Raw genomic sequence first — 15517 nt, 5'->3', positions numbered from 1 at the left:
CGCCAACGCACCGCAGACCATCATATGCGGTGTGTTGGTCTTCGTCCAGCGCCGTCAACCACCGGCGTACGGTAGGCGTTCCAGTCGATGCGCGCACGGTATGTGGCGATCAGGTCGTCGAGGGTGGCCGCGGCATAGGCGGGGCTTGTCGACGGCAGTGCGGTTGCGGGAATGGCGATGCCTTGCGCGGCCAGGTCCGGCTCGCAATAGCGGTGGTAGAGCGCGGTGGCTTTCGCCCCGCACGTATAGATGTGGTTGATGCGCGAACCGGTGATGATGGGAGCCAGATCGCTCGGCACCACATTGCGGATGCTCGCGTCGCTGGCATGGCGAATGTCGCAGGATTCGACCACGTCCCATAACGCGATGCGGTGGCGCAACGCGAACGCACGCCGTGATCGCACCGAGGTGCCCACACGGTCAGTGGGGTCTCTTGGGTCGGCGAACAACGCTTCCATGACCGGCCAGAACCGGTTGCGCGGATGCATATAGAAGAAACCATGGCTGCGCGACGCGGGACTGGCCATGGTTCCCAGAAACAGGATGCGTGACGCATCGTCGTACAGCGGGCCGAACCCATGGTCGACCCGCTGCAGACCATCCTCACGTTGGCTCACTCGTGTGGCTCCTCATGCGTCCGGCCGCCCTGATGATCCTTGGCGGCGGAGGATTCCATGCTGCTGAGGCGCGGGGAGATGCGTGCCCACGGAATGTACATGAGCACCGCGGCCGCGGTGGCGAGCGCGATGCCCAGCACCGCGGTGATCTTGGAGACGTCCATGAGGCGGATCGCCACACCTACGACCGACCATAGAGTGACCAGGCCGAAGATCCAATCGCCGAACTTGTAACGGGCGAAGCATGCGAGCGCAAGCAGAAGCACGATCACCACGATGGTGGTCACCGATTGGGCGGCGGTGGAGATGGCCCCGTCCTTGGATACATAGTAGGTGGCGGCGCGGGCGATGTCGGTGAAGCATTCCACGAGGAGCCAGGCGCCCCACAGCGAGAATGGGGCCCAATCCCAGAAGCTGTGCATTTTGCCGCGCCTGGAGAAGAACCACAACGCCCACACGAGCGCTGTCTGGATGAGCACAAGCGAGATCGCGGAGGGGTAGTTCTGGCTGTGCCAGGCGAAGATCCATCCGATTTCCACGCCGGCGGTGACGATGAACAGCAGGCCGATCAGGGTGAATGGGGTGCGGCCCAGACGCTTGGCCTTGCGGCGGCCGTTGCCGATGCGGATGAGCCAGATGGCCAGCAGCACGTAGATCGGGACCCAAATGAGCTGCACATAGCGGTCGGGTGCGAACCAGGCGAACACCGAGGCGCGCGTGTCGTCGGGGGAGGTGTGCACCAGCATGCCGAATTGGGCGAGGGCGTTGATGACGATCATCGCCAGCAGCATCACCCAGGCGATGATGACCTCGATGTCATGTGTCGCCTTGTGTTCGTCCGCGCCCTTCGCCGGTTCGGGCGTGGTGTTCCTTACGGGTTCGGGCGTGGTGCCTGTGGCGTATTGCGCTGTAGGGGCGGCCGGTGGCGCGTCGTGCATGTGTTCGGTGTCCGGTTGGGTGTCTTGTGTCATATCCGTTCTCCTCCCATGCGCGCCCTGCGCGCCGTGTATGGTTCCGATATCTCCCACAGTAGACGGTGGTGGCGGGTGTGGTGGGTGAGGGCCGCCTGTTTTCGCCCTTGGATTCAGCTCGACGCGCAGTTTGGGCGCCACAACACAAGAACTTCGAACAAGTGTTCGAAGTTTTGCGTGTTGTGTTGTATCCTTGACAAGCGAATATCCATGGTCGCATCATGTCGCACCATATTTTTGCTTGGAGGAGACGAATGGCAACAGCATTTGAGGCCCACGCATCCGAACCCATCATCGAACGGGTGATGTCAAGCGATTCGTTCCTGAGCACGGAACTCGCCAAAGCGCCTTTGCGTGAGCACAACGGGTCCCTCATCGCGGACATCGGCCATCTGCCCAACGACCTCAAGATCGTGATCCAAGGGGCGCGCGAACACAACCTCAAGAACGCGAACCTCGAGTTCCCCCGCAACCGCATGGTGGTGTTCACCGGCCTGTCGGGCTCGGGCAAGTCGTCCATGGCGTTCGACACGTTGTTCGCCGAAGGCCAGCGCAGGTATGTGGAATCCCTGTCCGCGTACGCACGCCAGTTCCTTGGCCAGATGGACAAGCCGGACGTCGACTTCATCGAGGGCCTGAGCCCCGCCGTTTCCATCGACCAGAAGACGACGAACCGCAATCCACGGTCCACGGTGGGCACCATCACCGAGATCTACGATTACCTGCGTCTGCTGTTCGCCCGTACCGGCGTGCCGCACTGCCCGGTGTGCGGCGCCGAGGTGAGCGCGCAGACGCCGCAGCAGATGGTCGACCGCCTGCTCACCAACCCCGAACGCACACGCTTCCAGATTCTCGCGCCGGTCGTGCGCGGCCGCAAGGGCGAATTCGAGGACCTGCTCGAACTGCTGCGAGGCGATGGCTATGCGCGCGCCCTCATCGACGGCCAGATGCGCCAACTGTCCGACGACATCACGTTGACGAAGCAGAAGAAGCACACCATCGAGGTCGTCGTCGACCGCCTCGTCATCAAAGACGGCATCCGCCAGCGCCTCACCGACTCCGTCGAAACGGCGCTCAGGCTCGCCAACGGGCTCATGGTCGCCGATTTCGTCGACCGCGACGAGAACGACCCGCTGCGCCGCGTGCCGTTCTCCGAACACATGGCATGCCCGAACGGGCACACGCTCGAACTCGACGAGATCGAGCCGCGCACGTTCTCGTTCAACGCACCCTACGGCGCATGCCCCGAATGCACCGGACTCGGCTTCAGCCTCGCGATTGACCCCGAACTCGTGGTGCCCGACCCCAACAAGACGCTCAACGAAGGCGCGATCGAACCGTGGATGATGACGAAAAGCACCGGTGATTACTACCGCCATCTGCTTGAGGGCCTCGCCTCCGAGCTTGGATTCGACCTGGACACCCCGTGGAAGGACCTGCCTGAAGAGGCGCGTCAGGCCATCATGTACGGCAAGGACTTCAAGGTCACCGTCTCGTACCGCAACCGTTGGGGGCGCATGCGCGAATACTCGACCGGGTTCGAAGGCGTGGTGCGGTCGCTCATGCGCCGGCACGAGGAGACCGATTCGGAACAGCGCAAGCAATACTACGAATCGTACATGCGCGAAGTGCCCTGCGCCGTGTGCCACGGCAAGCGGCTCAAGCCCGAGGTGCTCGCCGTCACCGTGGAAGGCAAATCGATCGCCGACGTGTGCGACATGTCCGCCGAGCGTGGCCTCGCCTGGATCAACGAACTCGATCTGGCCGGCGCCAAGGCGCAGATCGCCGGTGAAGTCGTCAAGGAGATCCGGGCACGCCTCGGATTCCTCAACGACGTGGGCCTCAACTACCTGACGCTCTCGCGCGCCGCAAAGACACTGTCCGGCGGCGAAGCACAGCGCATCAGGCTCGCCACGCAAATCGGATCGGGCCTCGTGGGCGTCATGTATGTGCTCGACGAACCCTCGATCGGCCTGCACCAACGCGACAACGCGCGCCTGATCGACACCCTGCACCATCTACGTGACCTGGGCAACACGCTCATCGTCGTCGAACACGACGAAGACACAATCCGCAGCGCCGACTGGCTCGTCGACATCGGCCCGGGCGCCGGCGAACACGGCGGCGAAGTCGTCTATTCCGGCCCCGCCGACCACCTCGTGGACGCCACGCGTTCCATCACCGGCGACTACATCGCCGGCAGGCGCCGCATCGAAGTGCCCAAGAAGCGCCGCAAGACACGCAAAACCAAGCAGCTCACCGTGGTGGGGGCGCGCGAGAACAACCTCAAGGACCTGACCGTGCGGTTCCCCCTGGGCGTGATGACATGCGTGACCGGCGTCTCGGGGTCCGGCAAATCCACGCTCGTCAACCAGATCCTCTACCCGGTGCTCGCCGACAAGCTCAACGGCGCACGCATCGTGCCCGGCAAACACACACGCGTCGAGGGCGTGGACCAATGCGACAAGGTGATCCACGTCGACCAGAACCCGATCGGACGCACACCGCGGTCGAACCCGGCCACCTACACCGGCGTGTGGGACAAGATCCGCACCCTGTTCGCCAAGACCCCCGAAGCGCAGGTGCGCGGCTACGGACCGGGCAGGTTCTCGTTCAACGTCAAGGGCGGCCGTTGCGAGGCGTGCCATGGTGACGGCACACTGAAGATCGAGATGAACTTCCTGCCCGACGTGTATGTGGAGTGTGAGGAATGCCACGGCAAGCGCTACAACCGTGAGACGCTCGAAGTCAAGTACAACGGCAAGACCGTCGCCGACATCCTCGACATGCCCATCAGCGAGGCCGCCGAGTTCTTCAAGGCGTATCCGGCGATCTCACGGTATCTGGACACCCTCGTGCAGGTGGGCCTGGGCTACATCCGCTTGGGGCAGCCCGCCACCACGCTGTCGGGCGGCGAATCGCAGCGCGTCAAGCTCGCGACCGAACTGCAGCGCCGCTCCACCGGCAAGACCGTGTACATCCTCGACGAGCCGACGACCGGCCTGCACTTCGAAGACGTGAACAAACTGCTCGTGGTGCTGCAGGGCCTGGTGGACAAAGGCAACACGGTCATCGTGATCGAACACAACCTCGACGTGGTCAAATCCAGCGACTGGATCATCGACCTGGGGCCGGAGGGTGGCGAAGGCGGCGGCACAATCGTGGCCGAAGGCACCCCCGAACACGTGGTGCAATGCGACGAGTCGTGGACCGGCCGCTTCCTGTCGCCACTGCTCAAATGACCCAAGCGGCAACGTAAGGAGAGTCCGTGAGCGTTTTCGAACGCCATGCGCCAGACTCCTGGCAGGACATGGCAGCACACCTCATCGCCAGCATGCCCGCGCAGGACACGGGTGGCGGCACCAACGCCAACGGGGCGCCGCTGCTCGGCGACACACGCGACCTGTTCCGCCCACGCACCGGCGACATTCCCGCACAACCAGGCGTCTACAAGTGGAGAGACGCCGAAGGGCGCGTGATCTACGTGGGCAAGGCGAAGAACCTGCGCAACCGCCTGACGAACTACTTCCAGCCACTGCACCAACTGCACCCGCGCACCCAGACCATGGTGCTCACCGCGCGGTCGCTCGAATGGACCGTGGTCGGCACCGAGCTGGAAGCGCTCACCTTGGAATACACGTGGATCAAGGAATTCGACCCACGGTTCAATGTGGTGTTCCGCGACGACAAGACCTACCCGTACCTTGCCGTCTCCGTGGGCGAGGAATACCCCCGCGTATGGGTCACCCGCAGCCGCAAACGCCGTGACACGAGGTATTTTGGCCCCTATGCCAAAGTGTGGGACCTGCGCAAAAGCCTGGACCGTCTGCTGCGCACCTTCCCCGTGCGCACCTGCACGCCCGCCGTGTTCCGCAAGGCGCGCCTCACCGGACGCCCGTGCCTGCTCGCGTCGATCGGCAAATGCTCCGCGCCATGCGTGGGGCGCATCGAAGCCGGCGCGCACCGGCGCATGTGCGAACAGCTCGTGGGCGTATTGACCGGACGCGTGGGCAAATCGTACATCGCCCAACTCACCACGCAGATGAAGAAGGCGAGCGCCGACCTCGACTTCGAGCGCGCGGCGCGGCTGCGTGACGACATCCAGATGCTCAGCACGGTGATGGAGCAGAACGCGGTCGTGCTCGACCAGGATGTGGACGCCGATGTGTTCGGATTCGCCACCGATGAGCTCGAGGCGTCCGTGCATGCGTTCTTCGTGCGCTCGGGCACCATCCGGGGCGAACGCAATTGGAGTGTGGAGCGCGCCGACGAAGTGGATGACGGCGAACTGATGGCCGATCTGATCGTCCAGGTGTATTCCGAGCTGACGCATGAGGCGGCCAGCGCATCGCGCGCGGACGCGCCGGAAGACGGGGAGGCTGTGCAGGGCGCGTCCCAGTCGCTCATCATCAACGAGCAACGCAACGCGATCGCCGATTCGCAGCAGATCACCGCGACAGACGCCACCGCGCGCGCCCAGGCCACGCGCGCCCGTACACGCCGCATGGAGCAGACCGGGCGCGCCGACCTGCTCGAGCCGGTGGCGCCGGTACCCCGGCAGATCCTGCTGCCGTTCGCACCGGCGCGCGCCGACGAGCTGGAGCAATGGCTGTCGGGGTTGCGCGGGGGAGCGGTCTCGATCACCGTGCCGATGCGCGGCAACAAGAAACAGTTGCTCGACCGCGCCGACCAGAACGCGCAGCAGGCGTTGCAGCGCAGCAAGATGAGCCGCATCAGCGACATCGGCACACGTACCGCGGCCATGAACGATGTGGCGCAGGCGCTTGGACTGGACCAAGCCCCGTTGCGCATCGAATGCTATGACATCTCGAACACCGTCGGCGGCGCGTTTCAGGTGGCGTCGATGGTGGTGTTCGAAGACGGCATCGCCAAGAAATCCGAATACCGGCGGTTTGCGATCCGTGGTGACGACGGCACTGGTGCGCTTGATGACCTTTCCGCGCTGTACGAGACGTTGACGCGCCGGTTCAAACACGGCAACATCGCCGGCGACAGCGGCGAGAGCCTCGACAATGAGCGGCGTGCCGGCGGCCAGCCCGCCGATGGGGATGTGGTGCAGCAGAACACCAACCGCAGGCATTTCGCTTACAAACCCAATCTTGTGGTGGTCGACGGCGGCAAGCCGCAGGTCATGGCCGCGGCACAGGCCTTGGCCGATTGCGGTGTGGAAGACGTGGCGGTGTGCGGTTTGGCCAAGAGGCTCGAAGAGGTGTGGGTGCCGGACGATGACTACCCGATCATCCTCAAACGCACCTCCGAAGGCCTCTACCTGTTGCAGCGGGTGCGTGACGAATCCCACCGCTTCGCCATCACCTACCATCGGCAGGCGCGCCGCAAAGGTGCGCTCCGGTCGGCCCTCGACGACATTCCGGGCATCGGCCCCGCCTACCAGAAGCGTCTGTTGGCGCATTTCGGTTCGGTGCGCGCCATGCGCGAGGCCAGCGTCGAGGAACTCGAAGCGGTCAAAGGCGTCGGCCATGCCAAAGCGCAACGCATCCACGACGCATTGCGCGGAAGGCAGCAAAGCCCCGGCCCCACGCAGCGAGAAGCCGTGCACGGTGCGGCCGGTGCCGGTGATAAGGTAGGGTAGCGCGCACGAAGATGACGGGAGGCCGCATGCCATTCGAACACCACACGCACCAACGCCATTGCGCCGTGCTGGGCCAGCCCATTGCACATTCGCTGTCACCCGTGTTGCACACCGCCGCATACCGGGCCATGGGATTGGACGATTGGGACTATCGCAGCATCGAGGTGGGGCAGGACGATCTGGAACCGTTCCTGGACACGTTGGACGGCACCTGGGCGGGCCTGAGCCTGACGATGCCGCTCAAACGCACCATCCAGCCTTACGGCGAACCGTCGAACCTGTGGGCGAGGGAACTGGGGGTGGCCAACACCGTGGTGTTCGACGGCGCCGGCCCCAACCGAGTCCTGAAACTGTTCAACACCGATGTATACGGCATCGCGCGCGCCTTCGAGGAAGCGGGGAATCGCCAGGCACAGACCGGCGCCGCCAAGCACGCCCACCACACCGCCGTCATTCTCGGCAACGGCAACACCGCCACGTCGGCATTGGCCGCGTGCGCGATGATGGGTGACGTATCCGATGTGGTGGTGGCCGCACGCCACCCCGACCGTAATCCCGGGCTCGCCGCATGTGGAGAGCGCCATGGCATGACGGTGCGTCTCGTGCCGTTGGCGGATTGCATACCGGAACTGGAGGCGGCGGATGTGGTGGTCAACACCATTCCCGCCCATGGTGCCGACGTGGTGGCCCAAGCGCTGCTCGATGCAGGCGTGGACGTGCATGGCATGCTGTTGGATGTGGTGTATGACCCCAGGCCCACCGCGCTCATGCGCGCATGGCGGGAGCGTGGCGGCATCGCCATCGGCGGCGAGGAGATGCTACTGTATCAGGCGGTGGCCCAAGTGCTGCTGATGACGGGCCGTGCCCAATCCGAGGACTTTGACCATTGCAGTACGCGCACACGGGACCGCACATTGGAGACCGCGATGCGCGCCGCACTGGAGGAGGCATTATGACATCTACCGCACCCATGGGGCAGCCGGCGTTGGCCAAGGAACCCGAGGCGACCGCGCCGGCAGAAGGGTTCGAGGTCATGCTCATCACCGGCATGAGCGGTGCGGGCCGGTCGCATGCAGCCCACAGCATCGAGGACATGGGGTGGTATGTGGTAGACAACATGCCGCCGCAGCTCATGGTGCCGATGGTCGACATGATGACCGCGTCACCCAGCGGCGTGCACCGTCTCGCCGCTGTTATCGACGTGCGGTCGCGCGATTATTTCGCCGACCTGTCCGCCATGCTGAGCCATCTCGATGATCTGGGCGTCAAAACGCGCATCCTCTTTCTGGACGCCGACGACGAGGTGCTGATCAAACGCTTCGAATCGGTGCGCCGCCCGCACCCGTTGCAGCACAACGGCCGGCTCATCGACGGCATCCGTGAGGAGCGCGCCCTGCTGGAGAACCTCGAGGAGCGCGCCGACATCGTGATCGACACGAGCCATCTGAGCATCCACCAGCTGTCCACGAAACTGTACAATGCGCTCATGGGATCGGGCCCGACCACCGTCTCGGTGCACATCTTCAGCTTCGGGTTCAAATACGGCATTCCGATCGACGCGGACTTCGTGGCGGATGTGCGCTTCCTTCCCAACCCGTTCTGGGTGCCGCGCCTGCGTGAGCTCAACGGCAAGGATGCGCCGGTGAGCGAATACGTGCTGTCGAGCGACGGCGCCACGGAATTCCTCGACGCCTACGAGAAGGCGATCGAGATCGCCGTGAACGGGTATGCGCAGGAAGACAAGCATTATGTCACCATCGCCATCGGCTGTACCGGCGGCCAGCACCGTTCGGTCGCCATGAGCGAGGCCTTGGCCGAACGGTTGCGCGCGCATGGCCTTTCCGTGAGTGTCTCCGCCCGCGAACTCGACCGAAAAGAAGCACAATAACCCCATTTTGTCAAATCCCAATCCACATTCGGCGTTGTCCAAGTCGTTCGGTATCACGGAACTTCGGTGGGATGACGCGACACGCCGAACACCACCCCATTCAGCCAGAACCAACAGGAGGATCCCTTGGCGCTTCTCGATGAGGTAAAAAGCGAGCTGTCCGAAATCGACGGGGAGATGGCCGCGGCACAGAAGGCGCAAGCCACCGCCATGCTTCGTTTCGGCGGCGGTCTGCGCAAGACCGAGAAGGGCATCATAGTCCAAGCCCAATTCGATTCCCTGGAAGCAGCCCGTTGGCTGCAGCATGCCATCAAGCGCCAGTATGGCCATGATTCCATCCTCAACGCCGTCGACCGGCAGACCCCCAACGGCCCGGTGCGCCGGTACCTCATCACGATCGACCGTGGCGGCGTGGCCCTCGCCCTGCAATGCGGCCTGCTTGACCGCCACACCCATCAGGTGGTGGGGGGACTGCCCAAGGAGATCACGAGCGGCAACATCGCACAGGTCAAAACCATTTGGCGTGGGGCTTTCCTTGCGCATGGCGCCCTGTCCGACCCGGGCAAGGCCAGCTATCTCGAAGTGATCTGCCCGACCGACGAAACGGTCATCGACCTGACGAGCGCCGCACGCCGTCTGGGCATCAGCGCACAGGCACGCCAGCTGCGCAGCTCGCGCCGCGTGACGCTCAAGGACCCCGACGCGATCGAGCGCATGCTTATCCTCATGGGCGCACCGCATTCGGCACGCGAATGGACCGGCAAGCGTTCCGACGGCGAAGCCCGCGGCAAGGCGAACCGTTTGGCCAACTTCGACGATGCCAACATGCGCCGCAGCGCCAAGGCCGCGGCGGAAGCCTGTGAAAAGGTGCGCCACGCCTTCGCGATCCTCGGCGACGATGTGCCGGAGAATCTGCGTGCGGCAGGCCAGCTGCGCCTTGACCATGGTGATGCGAGCCTTGAAGAGCTCGGCCGCCTCGCCAATCCACCCATCACGAAAGACGCCGTGGCGGGCCGCATCCGCCGCCTGCTCCAGCTCGCCGACAAGGTGCAGCGGGCACAACAGGAGTCATGACCTGCCATCAGCCGGCGCCATGCACGGGATCAGCACAGCGGTTGCTTTGTCAGCGAACGCGGTGTGTTGTTTCTTTCGGGCGCTAAGATGCATAACTGGTGGCTTACTACAGCCGTCGCACATGTGGCGGCGTGAAAGGATAACGAATGAAGACACTCAAGGATCTCGGAGATCTCAAGGGCAAGCGCGTTCTGGTGCGCGCCGACTTCAATGTTCCGCTCGATGGCACGACCATCACCGATGACGGTCGTATCAAGGCTGCGCTGCCCACCATCGAAGAGCTGCGCAAGGATGGCGCCAAGGTCATCCTCATGGCCCATCTGGGCCGCCCGAAGGGCAAGGTCGTCCCCGAACTGTCCCTCGCGCCGGTCGCCAAGCGCCTGAGCGAACTGCTCGGCTGCGACGTGGTGCTCGCCAGCGACACGTATGGCCCCGATGCGCAGGCGAAGGTCGCCGCGATGAACGACGGCGACGTCGTGCTGCTCGAAAACGTGCGTTTCAACCCCGAAGAGACCAGCAAGGATGAGGCCGAGCGCGCCGAGTACGCCAAGAAGATCGCCGCGCTGGGCGACGTGTTCGTCTCCGACGGTTTCGGTGTGGTCCACCGTGCACAGGGCTCCAACTACGATGTGGCGGCCGATCTTCCGGCGGCGGCGGGCCTGCTCGTCGAGAAGGAAGTCAAGGCGCTGTCCAAGGCGACCGAGAACCCGGAGCGCCCGTTCACCGTGGTGCTCGGCGGCTCCAAGGTCTCCGACAAGCTCGGCGTGATCGAGAACCTGCTCGACAAGGCCGACCGCCTCGTCATCGGCGGCGGCATGGTCTTCACCTTCCTCAAGGCCAAGGGCTATGAGGTCGGCACGTCGCTGCTCGAAGAGGACCAGATCGACAAGGTCAAGGGCTACATCGAGACGGCCGAGAAGAACGGCGTCGAGCTCGTGCTCCCGGTCGACATCGTCGTCAACAAGGGCTTCCCGGCAGGGGACACCCCGATCGACCCGCAGGTCGTGCCCGCGGACCAGATTCCGTCCGACATGATGGGCCTCGACATCGGCCCGGAATCCTGCAAGCTCTTCCACGACAAGATCGTGGACTCCAAGACCGTGGTGTGGAACGGCCCGATGGGCGTCTTCGAGATCCCGCAGTTCGCCAACGGCACACGTGCCGTGGCCCAAGCGCTCGTCGACGCGACCGCGAACGGCGCGTTCACAATCGTCGGCGGTGGCGATTCCGCGGCAGCCGTGCGTAACCTCGGCTTCCCGGAGGATGGCTTCTCGCACATCTCCACCGGCGGCGGCGCTTCCCTCGAGTTCCTTGAGGGCAAGGAGCTTCCCGGCCTGAAGGTGCTCGACTGATTCTGAACCGTTTCCCGGCGCGCGCCACCAGCCGGTGGCGCGCGCCGGGTTCATGCATCCGTTCCCGCACACAGACATCGAGGAATCCTATGGCATCCGCACGCACACCCATGGTGGCCGGCAATTGGAAGATGAATTTCGACCATCTCGAGGCCACTGCTTTCGTGCAGCGGTTCGCGAAGAACCTCCGTTCCCGCCATTTTGATTTCTCGCGGTGCGAGGTGGCGCTCTTCCCCTCGTTCACGTCGTTGCGCAGCGTGCAAGTGCTTGTGGAATCCGAAAAACTGCGCATCAAATACGGTGCCCAAACCGTCTCGGTCACCACACAGGGCGCCTTCACCGGCGATGTCTCCGCGGATATGATCGCGCATCTGGGCTGCAGCTATGTGATTGTGGGTCACTCGGAACGCCGCAAATACCATCCCGAAGACGACGCCAACATCGTCGATCAGGTACGTGCTGTGCTCGCCGCCGGCATGCAGCCGATCCTGTGCGTGGGTGAAAGCCTCGAAGAACGCCGCAAAGGCATCGAACTCGACTTCGCCGTGGGGCAGGTGCATGATGTGACGCGTGACCTTTCCGACGAAGAGGCCGCCAAACTCATCATCGCATATGAGCCCGTCTGGGCGATCGGCACCGGCATGGTGGCCACGCCCCAATCCGCACAGGATGCGGCGCAGGCGTTCCGCGAGCATCTGCATGCCACGTTCAACGAGCATGTGGCGCAGACCGTACGTGTGCTTTACGGCGGTTCGGTGAGTTCCAAGAACGCGGTGGAGCTCATCACCGAGCCGGACGTGGATGGATTCCTCATCGGAGGGGCCGCACTGGACGTCAATGAGCTCACTCGCGTCTGCACGCTCACATTGGCAACAACATCTTCACACAAATAGCGGGTATTTCTCACGCCCATGCGCTATTGTGTAATACGGAAAATGACTTTGTTGGAGGTACACCTGTGTCCGCTTTAGCTGTAACCAAGCTGGTGCTGCAGATCATTCTTGTCGTGCTCAGCCTGCTGCTCACCCTGCTCATCCTCATGCACAAGGGCAAGGGAGGCGGCCTGTCCGACATGTTCGGCGGCGGCCTGACCCAGAACGCCGGATCCTCGGGTGTCGCCGAAAAGAACCTGAACCGCTGGACGGTGATAATCGCCCTCGTGTGGGTGGCGATCATCATCGCTCTCGGCCTGTTCGCCAAGTTCGGCATCGCCTGATCCCGACTGTATGCAACGACCCATGGCCACCTGAAACATGGTGGGACCATGGGTCGTTTCGTATCCAGACCACATCACCAGCCAATAGGGAAGGGGGCTTCCGCACCATGCCTCACACACCATTCGTCATCGCCGACCTCGACGGCACACTGCTCCACGACGCCGAACGTTTCGAAGACCGCGCACTCTCGGCACGCACCATCGAGACGGTGCACGCTGTACGCAGCCGGGGAATTCCTGTCGTCGTCGCGACGGCACGTCCGGTGAGCACCGGCCTGTCCATCGTGCAAGCGCTGCACGCCGACGCATGCATCTACCTCAACGGCGCACTGATCGATTTCGATCCCTCACAATCCGACTACGCATCACTCACCGGACACAAGCCATCGTCACCGGGCAGCCTTGTCAAAAACGGATTCGACTCGCAGCGCGCCTGCGAGGTGTGCCGGGCGATCCTGAGCGTCATGCCCGACCTGGAGATCGGCATTGTCATGGACGACATACGCTACACGAACTTCGATGTGTCACGGTATTGGGCGACCCAAACATGGCAGTACACTGATTTCCGTGACGTTCCCCACGGCATAGCCGACAAGATCATCATCTTCCCACGGGCCGAACAGACCAATCTGTTGCACGAGCTCATCCCGGATGACTTCACCGTGCATGTGTCGGAGGGACGGCTGTGGATGCTCATGGCGCCACATGCCAACAAAAAGGATGCGGTGCAAACCCTATGCGACCAGTGGGGGATGGATGTGCAACAGGCCACCGCATTCGGCGATGACATGGTCGACATCGATATGATGAACCTCAGCGGCACCGGCGTGGCTGTGGCCAATGCCAATCCAGCCGTGCTCAGCATCGCCGATGAAGTGTGCCCGTCAAACAACGATGATGGCGTGGCGCAATGGCTTGAACATGCCATGTTGTAAATTGAACTTCAGTCCACTATAGCCTAAGTGTTCAATACTTGATTGCTCTGCGCACCATCTCCTGCATGATATGTTCAACGCGTGGTATACTAGCCACTATTGGTGTTGCATTGAACACAGGAGAGGGGAGCGGCAGTGACCGATCGATTCGCGCAACGACTCAATCAGGCGATGGACCTGCGCAACATACGGCAAAGCGACTTCGTCAAAGCCGCACATGCCCACGGCATCAAGCTGGGACGCAGCCACATCAGCCAGTATGTGCACGGCAAAACCAAGCCCCGCCCCGAAATTGAACATTTTTTGGCGGCAGTGCTCAACGTCGACGCACGATGGCTTGCGGGGGATAACGTGCCCTTCGACGACCATCCAGCCACGTTATCCGATATACAGACAGATATTGAACATCCACCGTCAATGTTCAATACATCTAGTTTGAACACCACTCCACATGTTCAACAGGATACACCCCGCAACTTTGAACAATCAATAGCAGACACACCATCACACCATCAGGCACATATGGAACAGGAGCACAGGATGGAACCACAATTCGACGACAATGTACAGGACCCTTCATTCACCGATGTGCCCGCAACCGTGACCCCCGATCCCACCGCCGTGCGCACACGGCGGACGTTCACCAAATCGCATAAGCTCGACAACGTGCTCTACGACGTCCGCGGCCCGGTCGTCAATGAGGCGGCGCGCATGGAAGCGGCCGGCATGCACGTCATGAAGCTCAACATCGGCAACCCCGCGCCATTCGGCTTCCGCACGCCGGATGAAGTCGTCTATGACATGGCGCAACAGCTCACCGACACCGAAGGGTATTCGGCGTCGAAGGGCCTGTTCTCCGCACGCAAGGCGATCATGCAGTACGCGCAGCTCAAACATCTGCCGAACGTCGGCGTCGAGGACATCTACACGGGCAACGGCGTGAGCGAACTGATCAATCTGAGCATGAGCGCGTTGCTCGACAACGGTGACGAGGTGTTGCTGCCCGCGCCGGACTACCCGCTGTGGACCGCATGCGTCACGCTGGCGGGCGGCAAGCCGGTGCATTATGTGTGCGATGAGCAATCGGAGTGGTACCCGGACATCGACGACATGCGCGCGAAGATCACCGACCGCACCAAGGCGATCGTCATCATCAACCCCAACAATCCCACCGGCGCGCTCTACCCGAAAGAGGTCCTTGAACAGATCGTCAGCCTGGCACGTGAACACCAGCTGATGATCTTCTCCGACGAGATCTACGACCGGCTTGTCATGGACGGCCTTGAACACACATCAATCGCCTCACTCGCCCCTGACCTGTTCTGCGTCACCTACAGCGGACTGTCCAAATCGCACATGATCGCGGGCTACCGCATCGGCTGGATGATCCTCTCCGGCAACAAGGCGATCGCGAAGGACTACATCGAGGGCATCGACATGCTCACGAACATGCGCATCTGTTCAAACGTGCCCGCGCAATCCATCGTGCAGACCGCGCTCGGCGGACACCAGAGCGTCAATGATTATCTGGTGCCCGGCGGCCGCCTCTACGAACAGCGCGAATACATCTATGAAGCGCTCAACGCCATCGACGGCATCTCCGCCGTCAAGCCAAAGGCCGCGTTCTACATCTTCCCGAAGATCAACACGAAGAAGTTCAACATCCACAACGACGAACAGTTCGCCCTCGACCTGCTGCACGACGAAAAGCTGCTCATTGTGCAAGGCACCGGCTTCAATTGGAAGGATCCGGACCACTTCCGCGTCGTCTATCTGCCGCGTGTCGAAGTGCTCAAGGGCGCGGTGGAGAAGATGACGAATTTCTTCAGTTACTATCGTCAATAGACGCAGGC

12 protein-coding genes are annotated in these 15517 nt (G+C 62.7%); 10 read left to right on the top strand and 2 right to left on the bottom strand.

The genetic code is table 11. The features are described from left to right. Positions 1-20 precede the first annotated feature (20 nt). Positions 21-617 (bottom strand): DNA-deoxyinosine glycosylase, encoded by a 597-nt coding sequence (locus tag PG2093B_RS04620; protein WP_431520213.1) that lies wholly within the window; start codon positions 615-617, stop codon positions 21-23. Further along, on the bottom strand, positions 614-1588 hold the full coding sequence (locus tag PG2093B_RS04615) for a hypothetical protein (RefSeq protein WP_129897485.1): 975 nt from the start codon (positions 1586-1588) through the stop codon (positions 614-616). Before PG2093B_RS04615 ends, PG2093B_RS04620 begins: the two co-directional genes overlap by 4 nt. 305 nt (positions 1589-1893) lie before the next feature. Between PG2093B_RS04615 and uvrA the strand changes: the two genes are divergently transcribed. The 10 genes from uvrA to PG2093B_RS04565 all read left to right on the top strand — a co-directional run bounded on the left by uvrA (position 1894) and on the right by PG2093B_RS04565 (position 15509). Next, the gene (gene uvrA, locus PG2093B_RS04610) at positions 1894-4830 is read left to right on the top strand and encodes an excinuclease ABC subunit UvrA (RefSeq protein ID WP_129897706.1); all 2937 of its coding nucleotides are present in this window, start codon (positions 1894-1896) and stop codon (positions 4828-4830) included. 68 nt (positions 4831-4898) lie between these two features. Continuing rightward, the gene (gene uvrC / locus PG2093B_RS04605) at positions 4899-7199 is read left to right on the top strand and encodes an excinuclease ABC subunit UvrC (RefSeq protein WP_129897705.1); all 2301 of its coding nucleotides are present in this window, start codon (positions 4899-4901) and stop codon (positions 7197-7199) included. A 26-nt stretch (positions 7200-7225) separates the two neighbouring features. Next, positions 7226-8155 (top strand): shikimate dehydrogenase, encoded by a 930-nt coding sequence (locus tag PG2093B_RS04600; RefSeq protein ID WP_129897484.1) that lies wholly within the window; start codon positions 7226-7228, stop codon positions 8153-8155. Between the two features lie 14 nt (positions 8156-8169). Then, positions 8170-9087, top strand: a complete 918-nt coding sequence (rapZ, locus tag PG2093B_RS04595) for an RNase adapter RapZ (RefSeq protein WP_026643086.1) — start codon at positions 8170-8172, stop codon at positions 9085-9087. A 126-nt stretch (positions 9088-9213) separates the two neighbouring features. Continuing rightward, positions 9214-10161 (top strand): DNA-binding protein WhiA, encoded by a 948-nt coding sequence (gene whiA, locus PG2093B_RS04590; protein ID WP_129897483.1) that lies wholly within the window; start codon positions 9214-9216, stop codon positions 10159-10161. Between the two features lie 146 nt (positions 10162-10307). Next, positions 10308-11513: a phosphoglycerate kinase gene (locus PG2093B_RS04585; RefSeq protein WP_022857536.1), complete on the top strand. Its 1206-nt coding sequence runs from the start codon at positions 10308-10310 to the stop codon at positions 11511-11513. An 89-nt stretch (positions 11514-11602) separates the two neighbouring features. Then, positions 11603-12406: a triose-phosphate isomerase gene (gene tpiA, locus PG2093B_RS04580; protein WP_129897482.1), complete on the top strand. Its 804-nt coding sequence runs from the start codon at positions 11603-11605 to the stop codon at positions 12404-12406. Positions 12407-12471: 65 nt separating this feature from the next. Then, the gene (secG, locus tag PG2093B_RS04575; protein WP_129897481.1) at positions 12472-12729 is read left to right on the top strand and encodes a preprotein translocase subunit SecG; all 258 of its coding nucleotides are present in this window, start codon (positions 12472-12474) and stop codon (positions 12727-12729) included. A 107-nt stretch (positions 12730-12836) separates the two neighbouring features. Further along, entirely contained in the window at positions 12837-13664 is an 828-nt protein-coding gene (locus PG2093B_RS04570; RefSeq protein ID WP_129897480.1) for an HAD family hydrolase, read from the top strand. A 171-nt stretch (positions 13665-13835) separates the two neighbouring features. Then, a complete protein-coding gene (locus PG2093B_RS04565; RefSeq protein WP_129897704.1) occupies positions 13836-15509 on the top strand; it encodes an aminotransferase class I/II-fold pyridoxal phosphate-dependent enzyme in 1674 nt (557 codons plus the stop codon). Positions 15510-15517 lie beyond the last annotated feature (8 nt).

The sequence above is a fragment of the Bifidobacterium pseudolongum subsp. globosum genome, from assembly GCF_004155535.1.
GTDB lineage: Bacteria > Actinomycetota > Actinomycetes > Actinomycetales > Bifidobacteriaceae > Bifidobacterium > Bifidobacterium pseudolongum_C.
This window is presented reverse-complemented; position numbering and strand designations above follow the sequence as displayed.

Coding starts and splice junctions, on each gene's coding strand:
- PG2093B_RS04615 (WP_129897485.1), bottom strand. CDS start 1,588: ATGACACAAGACACCCAACCGGACACCGAACACATGCACGACGCGCCA.
- uvrA (WP_129897706.1), top strand. CDS start 1,894: ATGTCAAGCGATTCGTTCCTGAGCACGGAACTCGCCAAAGCGCCTTTG.
- uvrC (WP_129897705.1), top strand. CDS start 4,899: ATGGCAGCACACCTCATCGCCAGCATGCCCGCGCAGGACACGGGTGGC.
- PG2093B_RS04600 (WP_129897484.1), top strand. CDS start 7,226: ATGCCATTCGAACACCACACGCACCAACGCCATTGCGCCGTGCTGGGC.
- rapZ (WP_026643086.1), top strand. CDS start 8,170: ATGGGGCAGCCGGCGTTGGCCAAGGAACCCGAGGCGACCGCGCCGGCA.
- PG2093B_RS04585 (WP_022857536.1), top strand. CDS start 10,308: ATGAAGACACTCAAGGATCTCGGAGATCTCAAGGGCAAGCGCGTTCTG.
- tpiA (WP_129897482.1), top strand. CDS start 11,603: ATGGCATCCGCACGCACACCCATGGTGGCCGGCAATTGGAAGATGAAT.
- PG2093B_RS04570 (WP_129897480.1), top strand. CDS start 12,837: ATGCCTCACACACCATTCGTCATCGCCGACCTCGACGGCACACTGCTC.
- PG2093B_RS04565 (WP_129897704.1), top strand. CDS start 13,836: ATGGACCTGCGCAACATACGGCAAAGCGACTTCGTCAAAGCCGCACAT.